Source organism: Streptococcus sp. oral taxon 431 (assembly GCF_023110115.1).
Classification (GTDB): Bacteria; Bacillota; Bacilli; order Lactobacillales; family Streptococcaceae; genus Streptococcus.
This window is the reverse complement of sequence record NZ_JALDVP010000002.1, coordinates 333,758-352,772: the sequence shown is the minus strand read 5'-3', so window position 1 is coordinate 352,772 and position 19,015 is coordinate 333,758. Positions and strand designations below refer to the sequence as shown.

The following is a 19,015-nucleotide window of genomic DNA, read 5'->3' as shown; positions in this document are numbered from 1 at the left end:
TTTTACCGAGTAGTTGCTTGTGAAGTAAGGCCCTAGGTCCTTTGGCGGACAGCGATTTCGCAAAGAGAAAACAAAGCAAGGCGATTCGGTTATCAGTGGTGAATGTTCTCTAGTTAAAATCCTATCTTCATTTTGAAAATTAGTAAAAAAATGGTATAATGAGAGGAAAAGATTCGGATAAAAGTAAATTGGACTTTTACAAAAAGTGAGTTGTGAAGGCTCTACAAACACGTTATAGTAATACTTCGGAGGGAAAATGACCAATATTAAATTAACAACTTTAGGCGGTGTTCGTGAAAACGGGAAAAACATGTACATCGCAGAAATTAACGATTCAATCTTTGTTTTAGATGCAGGTTTAAAATATCCTGAAAATGAGCAGTTGGGTGTCGATGTCGTTATTCCAAATATGGAATATCTGTTTGAAAATAGCGACCGTATTGCAGGTGTCTTTTTAACGCACGGACATGCGGATGCGATTGGAGCTCTTCCTTATCTTTTGTCAGAAGTGAAAGTTCCTGTTTTTGGTTCAGAGTTGACAATTGAGCTTGCTAAGCTTTTTGTTAAAGGAAATGATAGTGCTAAAAAATTCGATGACTTCCATGTTATTGATGAAAATACAGAAATCGACTTTGGCGGTACGGAGGTTTCCTTCTTCCGCACAACTCACTCTATCCCAGAGAGTCTGGGTGTCGTTTTGAAAACATCTGAAGGAAGTATCGTTTATACAGGGGACTTCAAATTTGACCAAACGGCTAGCGAATCATATGCGACTGACTTCGGTCGTTTAGCAGAAATTGGTCGCGAAGGAGTTTTAGCTCTTCTAAGCGACTCAGCAAACGCAGACAGTAATATTCAAGTAGCCAGCGAAAGTGAAGTTGGTGATGAAATTACGCAAACCATTTCTGACTGGGATGGACGTATCATTGTAGCCGCTGTTGCAAGTAACCTTTCTCGTATTCAGCAAGTCTTTGATGCTGCTGCAGAGACAGGACGTCGCGTTGTTTTGACTGGGTTTGATATTGAAAATATCGTTCGTACAGCCATTCGCTTGAAAAAATTGTCATTGGCTAACGAAAGTCTCTTGATTAAACCTAAAGATATGTCTCGTTTTGAAGACCACGAGTTAATTATTCTTGAAACTGGGCGTATGGGTGAACCGATTAACGGACTCCGTAAAATGTCTATCGGTCGTCACCGCTATGTTGAAATCAAGGATGGAGACTTGGTTTATATCGTTACAACGCCATCAATCGCTAAAGAAGCTGTGATGGCACGTGTAGAAAATATGGTCTACCAAGCAGGTGGTGTCGTTAAGCCGATTACTCAAAGTTTACGTGTATCAGGACATGGGAATGCGCGTGATCTTCAATTGATGATTAATCTTTTACAACCTCAGTATCTCTTCCCAATCCAGGGTGAATACCGTGAATTGGATGCTCATGCCAAGGCTGCTATGGCTGTTGGGTTGTTGCCAGAACGTATTTTTATCCCGAAAAAGGGCACAACCATGTCTTATGAACATGGGGACTTTGTCCCGTCTGGTGCAGTTGCTGCAGGTGATGTCTTGATTGACGGAAATGCTATTGGGGATGTTGGAAATGTTGTTCTTCGTGACCGTAAGGTCTTGTCAGAAGATGGTATTTTCATCGTGGCTATCACTGTTAACCGTCGCGAGAAGAAAATCATTGCCAAAGCACGAGTGCATACACGTGGCTTTGTCTACCTCAAGAAGAGTCGAGATATTCTGCGCGAAAGTACAGAGTTGGTGAACCAAACAGTTGAAGACTATCTCCAAGGGGAGGACTTTGACTGGGCTGATCTAAAAGGTAAGGTTCGTGACAATTTAGCTAAATTCCTTTTTGAACAAACGAAACGTCGTCCAGCCATTTTACCAGTAGTCATGGAAGCAAAATAAGGATTAAATAGCAAGAGAGAAAGTCGAGTTTCGGCTTTTTCTTATCTCAAACGAATAAGGAGCAAGTTATGGCAGTAATGAAGATTGAGTATTACTCAGAAGTTTTAGATATGGAGTGGGGAGTAAATGTTCTCTATCCTGATGCATCTCGGGTGACAGATCCAAACAGTAAAGATATTCCAGTTCTCTATCTCCTTCATGGAATGTCAGGGAACCACAACAGTTGGCTCAAGCGGACCAATGTAGAGCGCTTGTTGCGAGGGACTAATCTGATTGTTGTCATGCCAAATACAAACAATGGCTGGTATACAGATACTCAATATGGCTATAACTATTACACAGCTCTAGCAGAAGAATTGCCTAAGGTGCTCAAACGCTTCTTCCCCAATATGACCAACGAGCGAGATAAAACCTTCATTGCTGGTTTATCAATGGGTGGCTACGGTTCCTTTAAGTTAGCACTGTCAACTGACCGTTTCTCCCATGCCGCTAGCTTTTCTGGGGCGCTTAGCTTCGAGGAGTTTTCTCCTGAGAGTCAAGATTTAGGAACGCGTGCCTACTGGCGAGGTGTTTTTGGCAAAGTTAATGATTGGGTGAATAGCCCTTACTCGCTTGAGACCCTTGCCAAAAAGTCAGACAAGGAGACCAAACTCTGGGTTTGGTGTGGCGAACAAGATTATCTCTATTCTGCCAATAATCTAGCAGTTAAAAATCTTAAGAAACTTGGTTTCGATGTGACCTATAGCCATAGTGCAGGAACCCATGAGTGGTATTATTGGGAAAAGCAATTGGAACGTTTTTTAACTACCTTGCCAATCGATTTTGTTTTGGAAGAACGTTTGTCTTAATTTTAGCTTTCTTTCAGTTTGTTTTAGTAGAATTAAGAATCTATCTTTAGAATGGGAATCCATGGCTTAAAGATGGGTTCTTATTTTTTTAGAAAGGTGGGCAATTATGGGCTGGATTATTCGTGTGTTATGTCGGTTTTTACTAGGGATTTTACGTGTGTTTTGGCGCCTTGTATGGACGCTTATCTTCTTCATTCTCATCACTTTTGGGATTCTCTGGTATGTGACAGGGGATTTGCCTGCTACTTTAAATCAAGTTAGCAAAGTGGTTCGAGTCGGCCAAGCAGGTTGGAATCAATGGCAAGAAACTGGCAAGTTGCAAGGTTTATCTCAGACAGATCATCATCAAGATTCAGGAGCAAAATGGTCAAAGGCGCAAGCAACTATCTATATTGATCCTCAAATGGATGCCACTTTCCAAAAGGCCTACCTTGAAGCTATTGCTAACTGGAACCAGACAGGGGCTTTTAACTTTGAGCTTGTGACAGAAGCGGATCAGGCAGATATTTTCGCTACCGAAATGAATGATGGTTCGACTGCTGTTGCTGGCGAAGCGGAGAGTCAGACAAATCTCCTAACCAAACAATTTATTTCAGTGACCGTTCGCTTGAATCATTATTATCTATCCAATCCAAACTATGGCTATACCTATGATCGTATCATGCATACAGCAGAGCATGAACTAGGTCATGCGATTGGTTTGGAACACACCAATGAAGTTTCGGTTATGCAACCAGCAGGCTCCTATTATGGAATCCAAGCTCAAGATGTAAAAGAAGTTCAAGAACTATATGAGTCTGGGGAATAAGTGATTTTCTAAGGGAACTGGAGCTCTCTGATTTAAGCAATACAGGGGGCTTTTTGCTATAATGGAATTATGAATAACTTGATCAAATCAAAACTGGAGCTCTTACCGACTAGCCCTGGTTGTTACATTCACAAAGATAAAAACGGTACTATCATTTATGTAGGAAAGGCTAAAAATCTACGCAATCGGGTGAGGTCCTACTTCCGTGGGAGCCATGATACCAAGACAGAAGCCCTGGTGTCTGAGATTGTGGATTTTGAGTTTATTGTTACGGAGTCTAATATTGAGGCCCTTCTTTTAGAGATTAATCTCATCAAGGAAAACAAGCCTAAGTACAATATTATGCTCAAGGATGATAAGTCCTATCCTTTCATCAAAATCACAAATGAGCGCTATCCTCGCTTGATTATCACCCGTCAGGTCAAAAAAGACGGAGGTCTCTATTTTGGTCCCTATCCGGATGTGGGTGCAGCCAATGAAATCAAACGGCTATTGGATCGGATTTTCCCTTTTCGCAAGTGTACCAATCCACCATCTAAGGTTTGTTTTTATTACCATATCGGCCAGTGCATGGCTCATACGGTTTGTCGAAAGGATGAAGCCTATTTTAAAGCAATGTCCCAAGAAGTCTCTGATTTTCTCAAGGGACAAGACGACAAAATCATCGATGAACTCAAGAGTAAGATGGCTTTGGCTGCCCAAAGTATGGAGTTTGAACGTGCAGCGGAATACCGTGATTTGATTCAGGCCATTGGCACCCTTCGTACTAAGCAACGAGTCATGGCAAAAGATCTTCAAAACCGTGATGTATTTGGTTACTACGTGGATAAGGGTTGGATGTGTGTTCAGGTTTTCTTTGTCCGTCAAGGTAAACTGATTGAACGCGATGTCAATCTCTTCCCTTACTACAATGATCCAGACGAGGATTTCCTGACCTATGTGGGGCAGTTTTACCAGGAGAAATCTCACCTGATCCCCAATGAAATCCTGATCCCTCAAGATATTGACGAAGAAGCTATCAAGGCTTTGGTAGATACAAAGGTTCTCAAGCCCCAACGAGGGGAGAAGAAGCAACTGGTTAATCTGGCTATCAAAAACGCTCGTGTTAGTTTAGAGCAGAAGTTTAATCTATTAGAGAAATCAGTTGAAAAGACTCAAGGAGCTATTGAAAATCTTGGGCGACTTCTACAAATTCCAACCCCAGTCCGTATCGAGTCTTTTGACAACTCTAATATTATGGGGACTAGTCCAGTCTCTGCTATGGTTGTTTTTGTTAACGGAAAACCGAGCAAGAAGGATTACCGTAAGTATAAAATCAAGACGGTGGTCGGGCCAGATGACTATGCAAGTATGCGAGAGGTTATTCGTAGACGTTATGGACGGGTCCAGCGTGACGGTTTGACACCGCCAGATCTAATTGTCATCGATGGTGGTCAGGGACAGGTTAACATTGCTAAGCAAGTTATCCAAGAGGAGCTGGGCTTAGACATTCCCATCGCAGGACTTCAAAAGAATGACAAGCACCAAACCCATGAATTGCTTTTTGGAGATCCGCTTGAGGTGGTAGAGTTGTCTCGCAATTCTCAGGAATTTTTCCTCTTGCAACGCATTCAGGATGAGGTACACCGCTTTGCCATTACATTCCACCGTCAACTCCGTTCGAAAAATTCCTTCTCTTCTCAATTGGATGGAATTGACGGCTTAGGCCCCAAACGCAAGCAGAATTTGATGAAATATTTCAAATCTCTGACAAAAATCAAGGAAGCCAGTGTGGACGAGATTGTTGCAGTTGGTATACCAAGAGCAGTGGCAGAGGCAGTTCATCAACACTTAAATCTAGAAGTAGACTCAGCGCTAGCTCAAGTAGCTGAGAAACCTCTTGAATACAAGGAATAAAGTAGCAATGGAATGTTTTGGCTTTAGTGGGTGCAAGCTAGTCGGATTTGTGGTAAAATAGATAAGATATGACAAAAGAATTTCATCATGTAACGGTCATGCTCCATGAGACCATTGATATGCTAGATGTAAAACCTGATGGTATTTACGTTGATGCGACCTTGGGAGGAGCAGGACACAGCGAGTATTTATTAAGTAAGTTAAGCGAGAAAGGGCATCTCTATGCCTTTGACCAAGACCAGAATGCCATTGATAATGCGCAAAAACGTTTGGCACCCTATATCGAAAAGGGAATGGTCACCTTCATCAAGGATAATTTCCGTCATTTGAAGAATCGCTTACATGACTTAGGTGTGACTGAAATTGATGGAATTTGTTATGATTTAGGTGTGTCAAGCCCGCAGTTGGATCAGCGTGAACGTGGTTTTTCCTATAAGAAGGATGCACCACTGGATATGCGCATGAATCAGGAAGCTAATTTGACTGCTTATGAAGTCGTTAATCATTATGACTATCACGAATTGGTTCGAATCTTTTTCAAATATGGAGAAGACAAGTTTTCCAAACAAATTGCTCGAAAAATTGAACAGGCGCGTGAACAGAAACCGATTGAGACCACGACGGAATTAGCAGAGATTATTAAATCTGCCAAACCGGCAAAGGAGCTCAAGAAAAAAGGACACCCAGCTAAACAAATTTTCCAAGCTATCCGTATAGAGGTCAATGATGAACTGGGTGCTGCAGATGAATCAATCCAGCAGGCTATGGATATGCTGGCTCTAGATGGCAGAATATCAGTGATTACCTTCCATTCGCTAGAGGACCGCTTGACCAAACAGTTATTTAAGGAAGCTTCCACAGTTGAAGTTCCTAAAGGTTTGCCCTTCATCCCAGACGATCTCAAGCCCAAAATGGAATTGGTATCTCGGAAACCGATTTTACCAAGCAAGGAAGAATTGGAAGCCAATAATCGTTCCCACTCAGCCAAGCTTCGAGTGGCAAGAAAAATTCACAAGTAAGAGGAAATAATGGCAGAAAACAGAGGAACAACGAGCCAATTGCTACAAGCTCGTATAAAAAAATTTTCGCGTGTTGAAAAGGCCTTTTACTTTTCAATTGCCATCACAGCACTTGTCTTAGCAATCAGTGTAGTCTATATGCAGACTCAACTTTTGCAGGTTCAGAGTGATTTGACAACAGTCAATTCACAAATTGAGGAAAAAAAGACAGAGTTGGATGATGCTAAACAAGAAGTTAATGAATTGATCCGATCAGAACGTTTGACCGGGATTGCAAATTCTCAAGACTTGCAATTAAATAATGAAAATATCCGATCGGCGGAGTAGTAAATGAAAAACTGGAAAGAAAGAATCATACGCTTTGCCATTAAAAATCGCAAATCTCCAGCAGAAAACCGCAGACTAGTGGGAAAGAATTTGAGCCTTCTGGCCGTCTGTCTCTTTGCTGTTTTTTTGGTTAACTTTGCAGTAATTATTGGTACAGGCTCAAAATTTGGTGTTGACCTAGTTAAGGAAGCAAGCAGGGTCCACCAAACAACTCGAACAGTTCCTGCAAAACGAGGAACTATCTATGACCGCAATGGTACACCAATCGCTGAGGATGCAACATCCTACAACATTTATGCGATTATCGATAAGGAATATAAATCTGCAAATGGGAAAATTCTCTATGTAGAAGAGTCTCAGTATAGCAAAGTTGCAGAAATCTTCCATAAATATCTAGATATGGATGAGTCCTACGTCAAGGAACAACTTTCTCAACCTAATCTTAAGCAAGTTTCCTTCGGTGTAAAGGGAAATGGTATTACCTATGCCAATATGATGTCCATTAAAAAGGATTTGGAAACGGCTAAGGTTCAGGGAGTTGATTTTACAACAAGCCCAAATCGAAGCTATCCTAACGGGAAATTTGCTTCATCTTTCATCGGACTAGCGCAGTTGCATGAAAATGAAGATGGTTCAAAGAGTCTCATTGGGACGTCTGGTGTCGAGAGTTCCTTGAATAGCTTGTTAGCGGGAACAGATGGTATCATTACCTATGAAAAAGACCGTTTAGGGAATATTGTTCCAGGTACGGAACAAGTTACCCGACAGACTGTAAACGGGAAAGACGTCTACACGACCCTATCTAGTCCGTTACAATCTTTCATGGAAAGTCAAATGGATGCCTTCCAAGAAAAAGTTAAGGGAAAATATATGACTGCGACCTTGGTTAGTGCCAAGACGGGAGAGATTCTCGCTACAACTCAAAGACCAACCTTCGATGCTGATACCAAAGAAGGGATTACAGAGGACTTTGTCTGGCGTGATATCCTTTACCAAAGTAACTATGAACCAGGTTCAACCATGAAGGTGATAACTTTAGCTTCGGCAATCGACAATAATACCTTCCCTGGAGGAGAATACTTCAACAGTAGCGAATTGAAGGTGGCTGATGCTACTATCAAGGACTGGGACGTCAACGAAGGTTTGACAAGCGGTGGAATGATGACCTTCTCGCAAGGTTTTGCTCACTCTAGTAACATCGGTATGACTCTCCTTGAACAAAAGATGGGGGACACTACTTGGCTAGATTACCTCAATCGTTTCAAATTTGGAGTTCCGACTCGTTTTGGTATGAGTGATGAGTATGCTGGGCAATTACCTGAGGACAATATCGTTAATATTGCCATGAGTTCCTTTGGTCAAGGTATTTCCGTCACACAAACTCAGATGCTTCGTGCCTTTACTGCGATAGCTAATGATGGGATTATGTTGGAGCCTAAGTTTATCAGTGCGCTCTATGATCCAAATGATCAAACGGTTCGTAAATCACAAAAAGAAGTCGTGGGAAATCCGGTCTCTAAAGAAGCAGCTAGCTTGACTCGAGATCACATGGTCATGGTTGGTACGGATCCTACCTATGGTACGATGTACAACCACAGTACAGGTAAGGGAACAGTCAATGTTCCTGGCTATAATGTAGCCTTGAAATCAGGGACTGCTCAGATTGCAGATGAGAAAAATGGAGGATACCTCCGAGGGGAAACAAACTATATTTTCTCTGTAGTCTCTATGCACCCAGCAGAAAATCCCGATTTCATCCTCTATGTAACAGTTCAACAACCTCAGCATTATTCTGGGATTCAGTTGGGTGAGTTCGCCAACCCTATCTTGGAGCGTGCTTCTGCGATGAAAGAATCTCTCAATCTTCAATCAACTGCTAAAAGTCTGGATCAGGTTACCATTACGACTAACTATGCTATGCCTTCGACAAAAGACTATAGTCCTGGAGATTTGGCAGAAGAACTACGACGTAACCTTGTTCAACCAATCGTTATCGGTTCAGGAACGAAAATCAAAGAAAGTTCAGTGGCAGAAGGAACCAATCTAGACGCAAATGCGCAGATCTTACTCCTTTCTGATAAGGTAGAAGAAATGCCTGATTTGTACGGATGGTCTAAGAAGAATGTCGAAACTTTTGCAAAATGGCTGGATATCGAAGTAGAATTTGAAGGTACAGGAGAAACTGTAAAAAAACAAAGTGTTCGTACCAATACAGCTTTAAAAAATATACAGAAAATAAAAATAACTTTAGGAGATTAGAATGCTAGTTTCTATCTTTCCTGGAATCCTTACTTTTGTTCTTACAGTGGTAGGAATTCCAGCTTTTATCCGTTTTTACCGTAAAGCACAGATTACTGGTCAACAGATGCATGAGGATGTTAAACAGCACCAGGCAAAAGCTGGGACGCCGACAATGGGAGGAATTGTCTTCCTCGTAACAAGCGTTTTAGTTAGTTTAGTTCTTGCACTTTTAACTAATCAACTAACCAACAATGTTGGAATGATCCTCTTTATTCTCGTTTTGTATGGTTTGGTTGGCTTCTTAGATGATTTCCTCAAGGTTTTTCGTAAAATTAATGAAGGGCTCAATCCTAAACAAAAACTCTTGCTTCAATTAGTAGGAGGAGTTATTTTCTATCTCTTTTATGAAAGAGGAGGGGATGTCTTAAATGTATTTGGTTATCCATTGCACTTAGGCGTTCTTTACATTTTCTTTGCTCTCTTCTGGTTAGTTGGTTTTTCAAATGCTGTTAACTTGACTGACGGAATTGATGGCTTGGCAAGTATCTCAGTAGTGATTAGCCTATCTGCCTATGGAGTCATTGCTTATGTACAAAATCAATTGGATATCCTCCTAGTGATTTTTGCCATGATTGGTGGTCTTCTTGGCTTCTTTGTCTTTAACCATAAGCCTGCTAAAGTTTTTATGGGAGATGTCGGAAGTCTTGCTCTTGGAGGAATGTTGGCCGCTATTTCTATGGCGCTGCACCAAGAATGGACGTTACTCCTGATTGGTATAGTGTATGTTTTTGAAACAACATCTGTTATGATGCAAGTTGCCTACTTTAAGTTGAGTGGCGGAAAACGTATCTTCCGGATGACACCAGTTCATCACCATTTTGAGTTGGGTGGATTTTCTGGTAAAGGTCAAGCCTGGAGTGAGTGGAAGGTCGATTTCTTCTTCTGGGGAGTGGGCTTGCTTGCTAGTCTCGTCACCTTGGCTTTCATGTATTTATTCTAAAATAGAATATTGGACTATAAAAGAGAAGGATTTATACCCTTCTCTTTTTTGTTCCTATTTTCTTCAATTGAGGAATCCTTTTCTCAAAAAAGTAAAATTATGATAAAATGGAAAAAAAGAAAGATGAAATGATGAGTTATTTTAAAAAGTATACATTTGATAAATCTAAGTTTAAGTTGGGGATGCGCACCTTTAAAACAGGAATCGCTGTTTTTTTGGTCCTCATGATTTTTGGTTTTTTTGGATGGAAGGGACTTCAGATTGGAGCTCTTACAGCCGTTTTTAGCTTGAGAGAAGACTTTGATAAGAGCGTCCACTTTGGGACATCACGTATTTTAGGGAATAGTATCGGTGGTTTTTACGCGCTGATTTTCTTTCTCTTGAACAACTTTTTTCATGGAGCCTTTTGGGTAACTCTCCTTGTGGTTCCGATATGTACCATGTTAACCATTATGACAAATGTTGCTATGAACAATAAGTCAGGAGTTATTGGGGGAGTTGCAGCTATGCTGATTATTACCCTATCAATTCCAAGCGGAGAGACTGTTTTGTACGTGTTTGCTCGAGTTTTTGAGACTTTTATGGGAGTTTTTGTAGCAATTCTAGTCAATTATGATATTGATCGCTTGCGGAGTCTCATACAGAAAAAATAAAATAATGTCATAAGATATGACATTAACAATTGACGATTGATTTTTTTTAGACTATAATAGACAGAAAGAAGAGGAAGTGCACATGAAGGAAAAAGAATTTCGTCGCAATATGGCAGTTTTCCCCATTGGTAGTGTTATGAAGCTGACCGATCTTTCGGCGCGTCAAATTCGTTATTATGAAGATCAAGAGTTGATAAAACCTGATCGAAACGAAGGTAATCGCCGGATGTATTCTTTAAATGATATGGATCGATTGCTTGAGATTAAGGATTATATCTCTGAAGGTCTGAACATTGCTGCTATCAAGAAAAAATATGCCGAACGTGAGGCGAAAGCCAAGAAACCAGTCAGTCAAACTGAGGTGCGTCGAGCACTTCGGAATGAGGTTCTTCAACAAAGTCGCTTTGCTTCTCAACAATCACCTTTTGGTCGCGGTTAGGCAACCGCTAGTCGTCATATATAAGGAGAAAAACCATGCCAATCACAGCTGCAGATATTCGTCGTGAAGTTAAGGAAAAAAATGTAACCTTTATCCGTCTCATGTTTTCAGATATTTTGGGAACAATGAAAAACGTCGAAATTCCTGCTACAGATGAACAACTAGACAAGGTCTTGTCAAACAAGGCTATGTTTGATGGATCTTCTATTGAAGGGTTTGTTCGTATCAATGAATCAGATATGTACTTGTACCCTGACCTGGACACATGGACTGTCTTCCCTTGGGGAGATGAGAACGGTAGTGTTGCAGGATTGATCTGTGATGTATATACAACAGAAGGAGAGCCATTTGCTGGAGATCCTCGAAGCAACCTTAAACGAGCTCTTCATCACATGGAGAAAGTTGGTTTCAAATCTTTCAACCTTGGTCCGGAACCAGAATTCTTCCTATTCAAGCTTGATGAAAATGGAGACCCAACTCTTGAGGTGAATGACAAGGGTGGTTACTTTGATTTGGCGCCTACAGACCTTGCTGATAATACCCGTCGTGAGATTGTAAATGTCTTGACTAAAATGGGATTTGAGGTAGAGGCTAGTCACCACGAAGTTGCCGTAGGTCAACATGAGATTGACTTTAAGTATGATGAAGTTCTTCGTGCTTGTGACAAGATTCAAATCTTTAAACTTGTTGTAAAGACAATTGCGCGTAAACATGGTTTGTATGCAACCTTTATGGCTAAACCTAAATTTGGTATCGCTGGTTCAGGAATGCACTGCAATATGTCCTTGTTTGATGATGAAGGGAACAACGCCTTCTTTGATCCAAATGATCCAAAAGGAATGCAATTGTCAGAAACAGCCTATCATTTCCTTGGTGGTTTGATCAAGCATGCCTACAACTACACAGCTATCATGAACCCGACCGTTAACTCATACAAACGTTTGGTTCCAGGCTATGAAGCACCTGTTTACATCGCTTGGGCTGGTCGTAACCGTTCACCGTTGGTCCGCGTTCCTGCTACTCGTGGGATGGGAACACGTTTGGAATTGCGCTCAGTAGACCCAATGGCAAATCCATATATCGCAATGGCTGTTCTTTTGGAAGTTGGTTTGCACGGTATTGAAAACAAAATCGAAGCACCAGCGCCAATCGAAGAAAATATCTATATCATGACTGCAGAAGAGCGTAAAGAGGCTGGCATCACAGACCTTCCATCAACTCTTCACAACGCTTTGAAGGCCATGACAGAAGACGAAGTGGTTAAAGCAGCTCTAGGTGAACACATCTACACTAGCTTCCTTGAAGCCAAACGAATTGAGTGGGCAAGCTATGCAACCTTCGTTTCACAATGGGAAATTGATAATTATTTAGACCTTTACTAATAGATAAGAAAGATTGTCTGAGGGTAAGCAGTCATACAGCAGTCTAAGCAATCGAATACTTATAACCCTTAAATTAGCGATTTCGGTCGCTATTTATTTTTCGAAAAATCCTCTTGATTCTTTTGCAAATTAGATCTATCATCAAACGTGTAGAAGAAAATCAAGGAGTCACTATAGAAAAATTCAATTTTGAAAACAACATCGGGAAAGAAAACAAACTGCCTCAAATCGAAATCTACAAGCTCACTAACTTTTGCAAGCTTCAAAATTACACATCTGTAAATATTTTTTTGAAAGATATATTTGAACCTATTGTGAATTGAGACTAGAATAGGACACTGCACCTGCTAAAACATTTCTAGAAATTAATTTAACTTTCCTAATCGATTTGTTCACATCTTCTTTCAATCTACTATATTATCCCAATAAATGATGATGGCGATCGTTTTATTTATGCTTGTCGATTTTTGAATCTTGAACGACCAGAAGAATATTTCTGCCGAGGTTGCCAAACGAAAAAACCTGAAAATATTGAATTTTAGGACGAACAACTATAGGCAGAAAAAGTGGAGGTTTTGAATATTCGTTTGGAAGTGAAAAATTAAACTATCTACAATCTCATCAACAATAAACCTATTTTAATTCCATTATCTATAGGCGTATTTTTACGCCTTTTTATATATTTGAAGCACATAAGAAACATTATGAGAAGTTCGCTGATGGAAGTGTTAAAGAAATTAAGGTACCTTATGATATTCCTGAGAATTGGGAGTGGGTGAAGTTTTCTACATTGGTTGAAATTATCAGAGGTGGCTCTCCACGACCAATCAAAGATTATCTTACTTCTGAAGTAGATGGAATAAATTGGATAAAAATAGGTGATACTGAAAAGGGTGAAAAGTATATAAATAATGTTAAAGAAAAAATCAAAAAATCAGGGCTTAACAAAACTAGATTTGTAAAAAAAGGTACATTTTTGTTAACTAATTCTATGAGTTTTGGTAGACCTTATATTTTGAATGTTGATGGTGCAATACACGATGGATGGTTGGCTATTTCGAACTATGAAAACTCATTAAATAAAGATTACCTATTCTATATTCTTTCATCAAATGTAGTTTATTCTCAATTTTTATCTCTAATTAGTGGAGCTGTTGTGAAAAACTTGAATAGTGATAAAGTTGCTTCTATTCTTATCCCTCTCCCTCCGCTAGCCGAACAACAACGAATAGTAGAAGTAATCGAATCAGCTTTAGAAAAAGTAGATGAATATGCTGAAAGTTATAATAGACTAGAACAGCTAGATAAAGAATTTCCAGATAAACTAAAAAAATCTATTCTTCAATATGCTATGCAAGGAAAATTAGTTGAACAAGACCCAAATGATGAATCAGTCGAAGTTTTACTTGAAAAAATACGAGCAGAAAAACAAAAACTCTTCGAAGAAGGCAAGATTAAAAAGAAAGATTTGGAGATTTCAATTGTTTCCCAAGGAGATGATAACTCTTATTATGAGGAAGTGCCTTATAATATTCCTGAAAGTTGGATGTTTGTTAAATTAAATGTTGTTGCTAATATTTTTTCTGGTTATTCTTTTAAATCCTCAGAATATTCAAATGAGGGAATAAGGATTGTTAGAATATCTGACTTTGATGAAAATGGCTTAATCAATAAAAATATAGTACGACAAAAATATCAAGAGAAATTTAATAAATTTGAAATCTACCAAAATGATATTTTGCTGGCGATGACAGGTGGTACCGTTGGAAAAAACACAATCTTGCAAACATTACCTGAAAGAATGTTCTTAAATCAGCGTGTAGCCAATATTCGCTCATACTATATTAAACATAACTTCATTTATCATTTTTTAAATACACCAAGAATTTATAATCTTATTCAAAAACAAAAAAATTCAACAAATGATAACATTTCCCTAACAGATATACAGAATTTCCTCATCCCCCTCCCCCCACTATCCGAACAAACTAGAATCGTTGATAAAATCGAACAATCTTTTGCCCATATTGACGCACTAATTTAGTATAATAGTTTTACGTGCGGTGGAATTTCTATCAAACATAAGATAGGAGTTTTACGTTGAAAGATTTTGAATTACATTTGAAGAAAGCTGGTTTAGCTGAAAATACTGTGCGTTCGTACCTTTATGGTGTTCGATTTTTCTTGGAGAATTACGAACTCAAAATGGAAGATTTATTTGAATACAAAGGATATTTATTAGATAATTTTAAACCTAAAACTGTCAATTTGCGACTACAAGGAGTAAATAAATATCTGGCTTTTATTGCTCATGATGATTTGAAATTAAAATTTGTCAAAGTACAGCAAAAACCGTTTTTAGAAGATGTCATTAGCCATGCTGATTACCTTTTTCTTAAACGTAGTTTGAAAAAAGATGGTATTTTAAAATGGCATTTTGTCGTTTGGTTTTTAGGTGCAACTGGGGCTCGTGTAAGTGAACTTATTAAACTAAAAGTAGAGCATGTAGAAATCGGTTATTTTGACATTTACTCAAAAGGTGGTAAAATTCGTAGACTGTACATTCCTAAAAAATTAAGAAATAGTTGTCTTAGTTGGTTAGAATCAGAAAATCGCCGAAGTGGTTATTTATTTTTGAATAAATTTAACGAACCAATTACAGCAAGAGGAGTTGCTCAACAGTTAAAAAATTATGCAGATAAATACAAAATGAATTCTAAAGTAGTCTATCCTCATTCTTTTAGACATTTATTTGCTAAGAATTTTTTAGCGAAGTATAACGATATTGCTTTGCTAGCAGATTTGATGGGGCATGAAAGTATAGAAACTACTCGAATTTATCTAAGAAAAACAGCTACCGAACAACAAAATATTGTAGATAAAATTGTTAATTGGTAAAAAAATAACAGGTGGTCAAATTGACTATCTGCTATTTTTTTGTGATTATGGCTCTTATTATGAGCAGTTACCGAGAAACTGGATGCTTTCAACTCTAGATAGTGTCTCCAATCTCTACACTGGAAATAGTATTAACTCTACTGAAAAGAAAAAATATTTTTCTGGAGTAGATGGGATTAATTATATTGCTACCAAGGATGTCAATTTTGATAATACTATTAATTATGATAACGGCATTAGAATTCCCGATAACTATTTGTCAAAATTCAAAATTAGCTATTTCAATTCTGTATTGCTGTGCTTAGAAGGTGGCAGTGCTGGACGCAAAATAGGATTGTTGAAACAAGATGTCTGCTTTGGTAATAAGTTGTGTAATTTATCATTTTACTACGGAGAAAATAAATTTCTTTATTATTTTCTTCAAAGTCCACAATTTTTAAGTGATTTTCAAGAAAATAAATCTGGAATAATTGGAGGTGTTAGTAAGAATAACTTGGGGAACATATTGATTCCTGTATTACCTAGAAATGAACAAATGCGTATTACTCAGAAAGTTGAGAAACTTTTTGAAAAAGTAAGTCAACTTTGGAAATGATTCTTTTCATCTCTTCATGGTTAGAAATAGGGATTAATAATTCGGAGATACTGGTACTATTTAATGTTTTCCCTTTGATAGCATCTTTTGAATCACCTAAAGTAGAGATAAGTGGCAAAAATATCATTAAGTAATCTCTGATAATATTTTCTTTATTAGCATAGGGGAATATCGATATAATGGCTTCATTATGAGTGGCAGGAATATCCAATATGGCAACTTTTCCAATAGATAATTTAAAACTCATTAATAAAGTTCCTTTAGGTGAAATGTCTATTTTCTTTGATTTTAATGCTAATTTAGAAATAGATTCTCTCGTATTAGTTACATAACCAGATATAGGCATATCTGATATAGATACCCAAGGTATTTCAGTTCCCCAAAAAGTAGCTTCACTGCGTGGAGGAGTTTTTCCTATTCTGAAGTTAACTAGGCTAGCAAATTTAATATATCTCCATGCTTCTGGGATTTCATATATAGGATAAGAGGTTGTTTCATCTTTGTTCCCATAATAAGAGTTATCATCTCCTTGGGAAACAATAGAAATGTCCAAATCTTTCTTTTTAATCTTGCCTTCTTCAAAGAGTTTTTGTTTTTCTGCTCGTATTTTTTCAAGTAAAACTTCGACTGATTCATCATTTGGGTCTTGTTCAACTAATTTTCCTTGCATAGCATATTGAAGAATAGATTTTTTAAGTTTATCTGGAAAAATTTTATCTAACTTTTGTAGTTGATTGTAGCTTTCAGCGTAAATTTCAACCTTTTTCAAGGCTCGTTCAATTTGAGCAACAATCCGTTTTTGTTCGGCGAGGGGTGGAAGAGGGAGGAGAGTTTCCTTTAACATTTTTTGAGTAACTTGAAAAATTGTAGTTGTGTTTGCATCGTCAAGCTGACTTCTGAAATGACTTGATTGAAAAAAATAGTTCATAAAAGTGGAGGAAACGGATATAGGACGAATTACTGACATAAATGCACCAAAACTCGTTTTCGTCTTTAAATTTCCGACAATAGCTGTCTTTCCGACAAGCTGCTTACTACCACTTCTAACAGCCATTATAATATCATTTTTGTTTAGCCACTCATTTTCCTTTATTATCGTTTTTTCAGATACAAAGACTAAATCTAGTGTGCTAATTTTCCCGTTTTTAATATTATTAGCTTTATAGATAGGTATTCCTGTTTCTTGAACTTCACTCGGTTTAAAAGTCAGCCCAATATTTGTAGTACAAATATTACCAACCCTCACCCACTCCCAATTCTCAGGAATATCATAAGGTACCTTAATTTCTTTAACACTTCCATCAGCGAACTTCTCATAATGTTTCCCATCATCACCACGAAATATCTCGGTTTCCTTTTTATCTCGTTTGATTTTTCCTTCACTGATAAGTTTTTCTTTTTCAGCTTTAATTCTCTTTAGCAATTCACTTGCAGGTTCGTCATTGGGATTTTGCGGCACTAATTTCCCTTCCATCGCTCTTTGGAGAATGCTTGCTTTAAGTTGTTCTGGTGTCATTATTTGTCCTCCAACAACTGCAAAATATCAGCTAATACATTATCAATCTTATGATTTAAAGTTGCTCTTTCCGCTTGATAATTCTGAATCAACTCAAAGGGATTTAAGATTTCCTCTTCCTCTTTTGGAAAACCACACTGGTCTAAATTATAATTCAACTCAGCCAATTCACTAGGTGTAAATGATTTAGATTTGTAGAACTTACCTTCCAGAATCTCTTCACGATTTTCCCACCAGTCACGAACAGGATTGAAGTGTTCTGACTTCATCGGCTTAGTTTTCGAGAAATTTTTATAACCATCTGGCATATCTAAACGATAAAACCAAGTTTCTTCTGTTTTCTTTGTTTTATCAAAGAAAAGTATGTTCGTATGGATTCCTGTATACGGTGCAAAGACACTATGAGGCAACCTAATAATCGTATGCAAGTTGAACTCATCTACCAGTTTTTGTTTCAAGCGAGTTTTGACACCTTCACCAAATAGAAAACCATCAGGTAAAATAACTCCAACACGACCATTTTCTTTCAAACGATACATAATGACAGCCATAAATAAATCAGCCGTTTCAGAACTCCGTAATTCTGCTGGGAAGTTATTTTTTATTGTTTCTAATTCTGACCCTCCAAAAGGTGGATTCATCATAATAATGTCAAATTTTTCATCATCCGTATATTCACGAACATTTTTCTCCAAAGTATTTCCATGAACAATTTTAGGGTCATCAATTTCGTGAAGAAACAGATTTGTAACTGCTAAAAGATGAGGAAATGCTTTCTTTTCAATACCAAAAACAGCTGTATTATATTTTTTGGTATCTTCACTAGTTTTACGTTGACTACTTAAACGGTTCAGAGTCGAAGTCAAGAAGCCTCCTGTTCCGCAAGCAAGGTCTGCCATTGATTCTCCAAGTTTTGGGTCAAGAACTTCGGCGATAAAATCAGTCGCTGCACGTGGCGTATAAAATTCTCCTGAGTTCCCAGCATTTTGAATATCTTTAAGAATTTTTTCGTAAATATCATTAAACGAATGACGATCTTCAGGGCTATTGAAATCAACTTCATCAATAACATTGATGACTTGGCGTAGCAAGACGCCATTTTTCATATAGTTGTTCGCATCTTCAAAAGCTGATTTAACAATCGTTTTTCGAATAGGCATATTTGAAGTTATTTCAAGCTCTTTCAACTCTTTGAATAACTTGTTATTGACAAAATCAAGTAATTCATCGCCTGTCAATACCCGTTCCCCATTTTGAGCATGAGCCCAATTCCGCCATTTTAATTCCTCTGGGATAATTGACTCATACTCGTCTTCTTCTAATTCCCAAACCATTTCACGGCTATCATAAATTTTTAAGAATAATAACCAAGACATTTGCTCAATACGTTGAGCATCACCATTAACACCAGCATCGTTTCGAGTGATATCTTGAATTCTTTTTACAAATGATGTAATTGACATACTTTCCTTTCA

The 19,015-nt window shown here is 38.1% G+C and carries 17 protein-coding genes and 1 pseudogene; 15 read left to right on the top strand and 3 right to left on the bottom strand.

Translation table 11 applies throughout. The features are described 5' to 3' along the window. Window positions 1–256 precede the first annotated feature (256 nt). From M1F91_RS04595 to glnA, 11 genes are all read left to right on the top strand, one after another. Window positions 257–1,918: a ribonuclease J gene (locus M1F91_RS04595; protein WP_004251767.1), complete on the top strand. Its 1,662-nt coding sequence runs from the start codon at window positions 257–259 to the stop codon at window positions 1,916–1,918. 68 nt (window positions 1,919–1,986) lie between these two features. Next, window positions 1,987–2,766 (top strand): alpha/beta hydrolase family protein, encoded by a 780-nt coding sequence (locus M1F91_RS04590; protein ID WP_004251768.1) that lies wholly within the window; start codon window positions 1,987–1,989, stop codon window positions 2,764–2,766. 106 nt (window positions 2,767–2,872) lie between these two features. Then, the gene (locus tag M1F91_RS04585) at window positions 2,873–3,574 is read left to right on the top strand and encodes a M57 family metalloprotease (protein ID WP_247912815.1); all 702 of its coding nucleotides are present in this window, start codon (window positions 2,873–2,875) and stop codon (window positions 3,572–3,574) included. A 69-nt stretch (window positions 3,575–3,643) separates the two neighbouring features. Beyond that, entirely contained in the window at window positions 3,644–5,470 is a 1,827-nt protein-coding gene (uvrC, locus tag M1F91_RS04580) for an excinuclease ABC subunit UvrC (protein WP_247912814.1), read from the top strand. A 68-nt stretch (window positions 5,471–5,538) separates the two neighbouring features. Next, a complete protein-coding gene (gene rsmH / locus M1F91_RS04575; RefSeq protein ID WP_247912813.1) occupies window positions 5,539–6,489 on the top strand; it encodes a 16S rRNA (cytosine(1402)-N(4))-methyltransferase RsmH in 951 nt (316 codons plus the stop codon). Between the two features lie 9 nt (window positions 6,490–6,498). Further along, entirely contained in the window at window positions 6,499–6,816 is a 318-nt protein-coding gene (gene ftsL, locus M1F91_RS04570) for a cell division protein FtsL (RefSeq protein WP_247912812.1), read from the top strand. Window positions 6,817–6,819: 3 nt separating this feature from the next. Then, window positions 6,820–9,075, top strand: coding sequence for a penicillin-binding protein PBP2X (gene pbp2X, locus M1F91_RS04565; protein ID WP_247912811.1), 2,256 nt, complete (start codon window positions 6,820–6,822; stop codon window positions 9,073–9,075). 1 nt (window position 9,076) lies between these two features. Beyond that, entirely contained in the window at window positions 9,077–10,057 is a 981-nt protein-coding gene (gene mraY / locus M1F91_RS04560) for a phospho-N-acetylmuramoyl-pentapeptide-transferase (protein ID WP_247912810.1), read from the top strand. Window positions 10,058–10,188: 131 nt separating this feature from the next. Next, window positions 10,189–10,710: an aromatic acid exporter family protein gene (locus tag M1F91_RS04555; RefSeq protein ID WP_247912809.1), complete on the top strand. Its 522-nt coding sequence runs from the start codon at window positions 10,189–10,191 to the stop codon at window positions 10,708–10,710. An 82-nt stretch (window positions 10,711–10,792) separates the two neighbouring features. Beyond that, a complete protein-coding gene (glnR, locus tag M1F91_RS04550) occupies window positions 10,793–11,149 on the top strand; it encodes a transcriptional repressor GlnR (RefSeq protein WP_000659542.1) in 357 nt (118 codons plus the stop codon). A 35-nt stretch (window positions 11,150–11,184) separates the two neighbouring features. After that, on the top strand, window positions 11,185–12,531 hold the full coding sequence (gene glnA, locus M1F91_RS04545) for a type I glutamate--ammonia ligase (protein ID WP_004251784.1): 1,347 nt from the start codon (window positions 11,185–11,187) through the stop codon (window positions 12,529–12,531). 89 nt (window positions 12,532–12,620) lie between these two features. Here the strand turns inward: glnA and M1F91_RS04540 are convergent, their stop codons facing one another. Continuing rightward, a complete protein-coding gene (locus M1F91_RS04540; protein ID WP_247912891.1) occupies window positions 12,621–12,758 on the bottom strand; it encodes a glutamine synthetase in 138 nt (45 codons plus the stop codon). Here M1F91_RS04540 and M1F91_RS09140 point away from each other — a divergent pair. The 4 genes and pseudogenes from M1F91_RS09140 (at window position 12,705) to M1F91_RS04520 (ending at window position 16,024) form a co-directional block, all read left to right on the top strand. Next, a complete protein-coding gene (locus tag M1F91_RS09140) occupies window positions 12,705–12,854 on the top strand; it encodes a cell envelope (RefSeq protein ID WP_080555153.1) in 150 nt (49 codons plus the stop codon). The genes M1F91_RS04540 and M1F91_RS09140 overlap by 54 nt on opposite strands. Before the next feature lie 374 nt (window positions 12,855–13,228). After that, window positions 13,229–14,575 (top strand): annotated as a pseudogene (locus M1F91_RS04530) (restriction endonuclease subunit S); the annotation flags it as partial. A gap of 56 nt (window positions 14,576–14,631) precedes the next feature. Continuing rightward, a complete protein-coding gene (psrA, locus tag M1F91_RS04525) occupies window positions 14,632–15,429 on the top strand; it encodes a tyrosine-type recombinase/integrase (RefSeq protein ID WP_247912808.1) in 798 nt (265 codons plus the stop codon). After that, the gene (locus M1F91_RS04520; RefSeq protein ID WP_247912807.1) at window positions 15,416–16,024 is read left to right on the top strand and encodes a restriction endonuclease subunit S; all 609 of its coding nucleotides are present in this window, start codon (window positions 15,416–15,418) and stop codon (window positions 16,022–16,024) included. The genes psrA and M1F91_RS04520 overlap by 14 nt, the downstream gene beginning before the upstream one ends. Here the strand turns inward: M1F91_RS04520 and M1F91_RS04515 are convergent. Both M1F91_RS04515 and M1F91_RS04510 read right to left on the bottom strand, forming a co-directional pair. Next, entirely contained in the window at window positions 15,972–17,540 is a 1,569-nt protein-coding gene (locus M1F91_RS04515; RefSeq protein WP_247912806.1) for a restriction endonuclease subunit S, read from the bottom strand. The two genes, M1F91_RS04520 and M1F91_RS04515, sit on opposite strands and share 53 nt — an antisense overlap. Beyond that, window positions 17,540–19,003 carry a class I SAM-dependent DNA methyltransferase gene (locus M1F91_RS04510; protein WP_000029046.1) on the bottom strand — a complete coding sequence of 488 codons (1,464 nt, stop codon included), beginning with the start codon at window positions 19,001–19,003 and terminating at the stop codon, window positions 17,540–17,542. Before M1F91_RS04510 ends, M1F91_RS04515 begins: the two co-directional genes overlap by 1 nt. Window positions 19,004–19,015 lie beyond the last annotated feature (12 nt).

Bases quoted from the DNA above. Each gene is read 5' to 3' on its own strand.
- pbp2X (WP_247912811.1), top strand. From the start codon at position 6,820: ATGAAAAACTGGAAAGAAAGAATCATACGCTTTGCCATTAAAAATCGC.
- M1F91_RS04595 (WP_004251767.1), top strand. From the start codon at position 257: ATGACCAATATTAAATTAACAACTTTAGGCGGTGTTCGTGAAAACGGG.
- M1F91_RS04590 (WP_004251768.1), top strand. From the start codon at position 1,987: ATGGCAGTAATGAAGATTGAGTATTACTCAGAAGTTTTAGATATGGAG.
- rsmH (WP_247912813.1), top strand. From the start codon at position 5,539: ATGACAAAAGAATTTCATCATGTAACGGTCATGCTCCATGAGACCATT.
- M1F91_RS04585 (WP_247912815.1), top strand. From the start codon at position 2,873: ATGGGCTGGATTATTCGTGTGTTATGTCGGTTTTTACTAGGGATTTTA.
- glnA (WP_004251784.1), top strand. From the start codon at position 11,185: ATGCCAATCACAGCTGCAGATATTCGTCGTGAAGTTAAGGAAAAAAAT.
- mraY (WP_247912810.1), top strand. From the start codon at position 9,077: ATGCTAGTTTCTATCTTTCCTGGAATCCTTACTTTTGTTCTTACAGTG.
- ftsL (WP_247912812.1), top strand. From the start codon at position 6,499: ATGGCAGAAAACAGAGGAACAACGAGCCAATTGCTACAAGCTCGTATA.
- M1F91_RS04555 (WP_247912809.1), top strand. From the start codon at position 10,189: ATGAGTTATTTTAAAAAGTATACATTTGATAAATCTAAGTTTAAGTTG.
- M1F91_RS04515 (WP_247912806.1), bottom strand. From the start codon at position 17,540: ATGACACCAGAACAACTTAAAGCAAGCATTCTCCAAAGAGCGATGGAA.
- uvrC (WP_247912814.1), top strand. From the start codon at position 3,644: ATGAATAACTTGATCAAATCAAAACTGGAGCTCTTACCGACTAGCCCT.
- M1F91_RS04510 (WP_000029046.1), bottom strand. From the start codon at position 19,003: ATGTCAATTACATCATTTGTAAAAAGAATTCAAGATATCACTCGAAAC.
- glnR (WP_000659542.1), top strand. From the start codon at position 10,793: ATGAAGGAAAAAGAATTTCGTCGCAATATGGCAGTTTTCCCCATTGGT.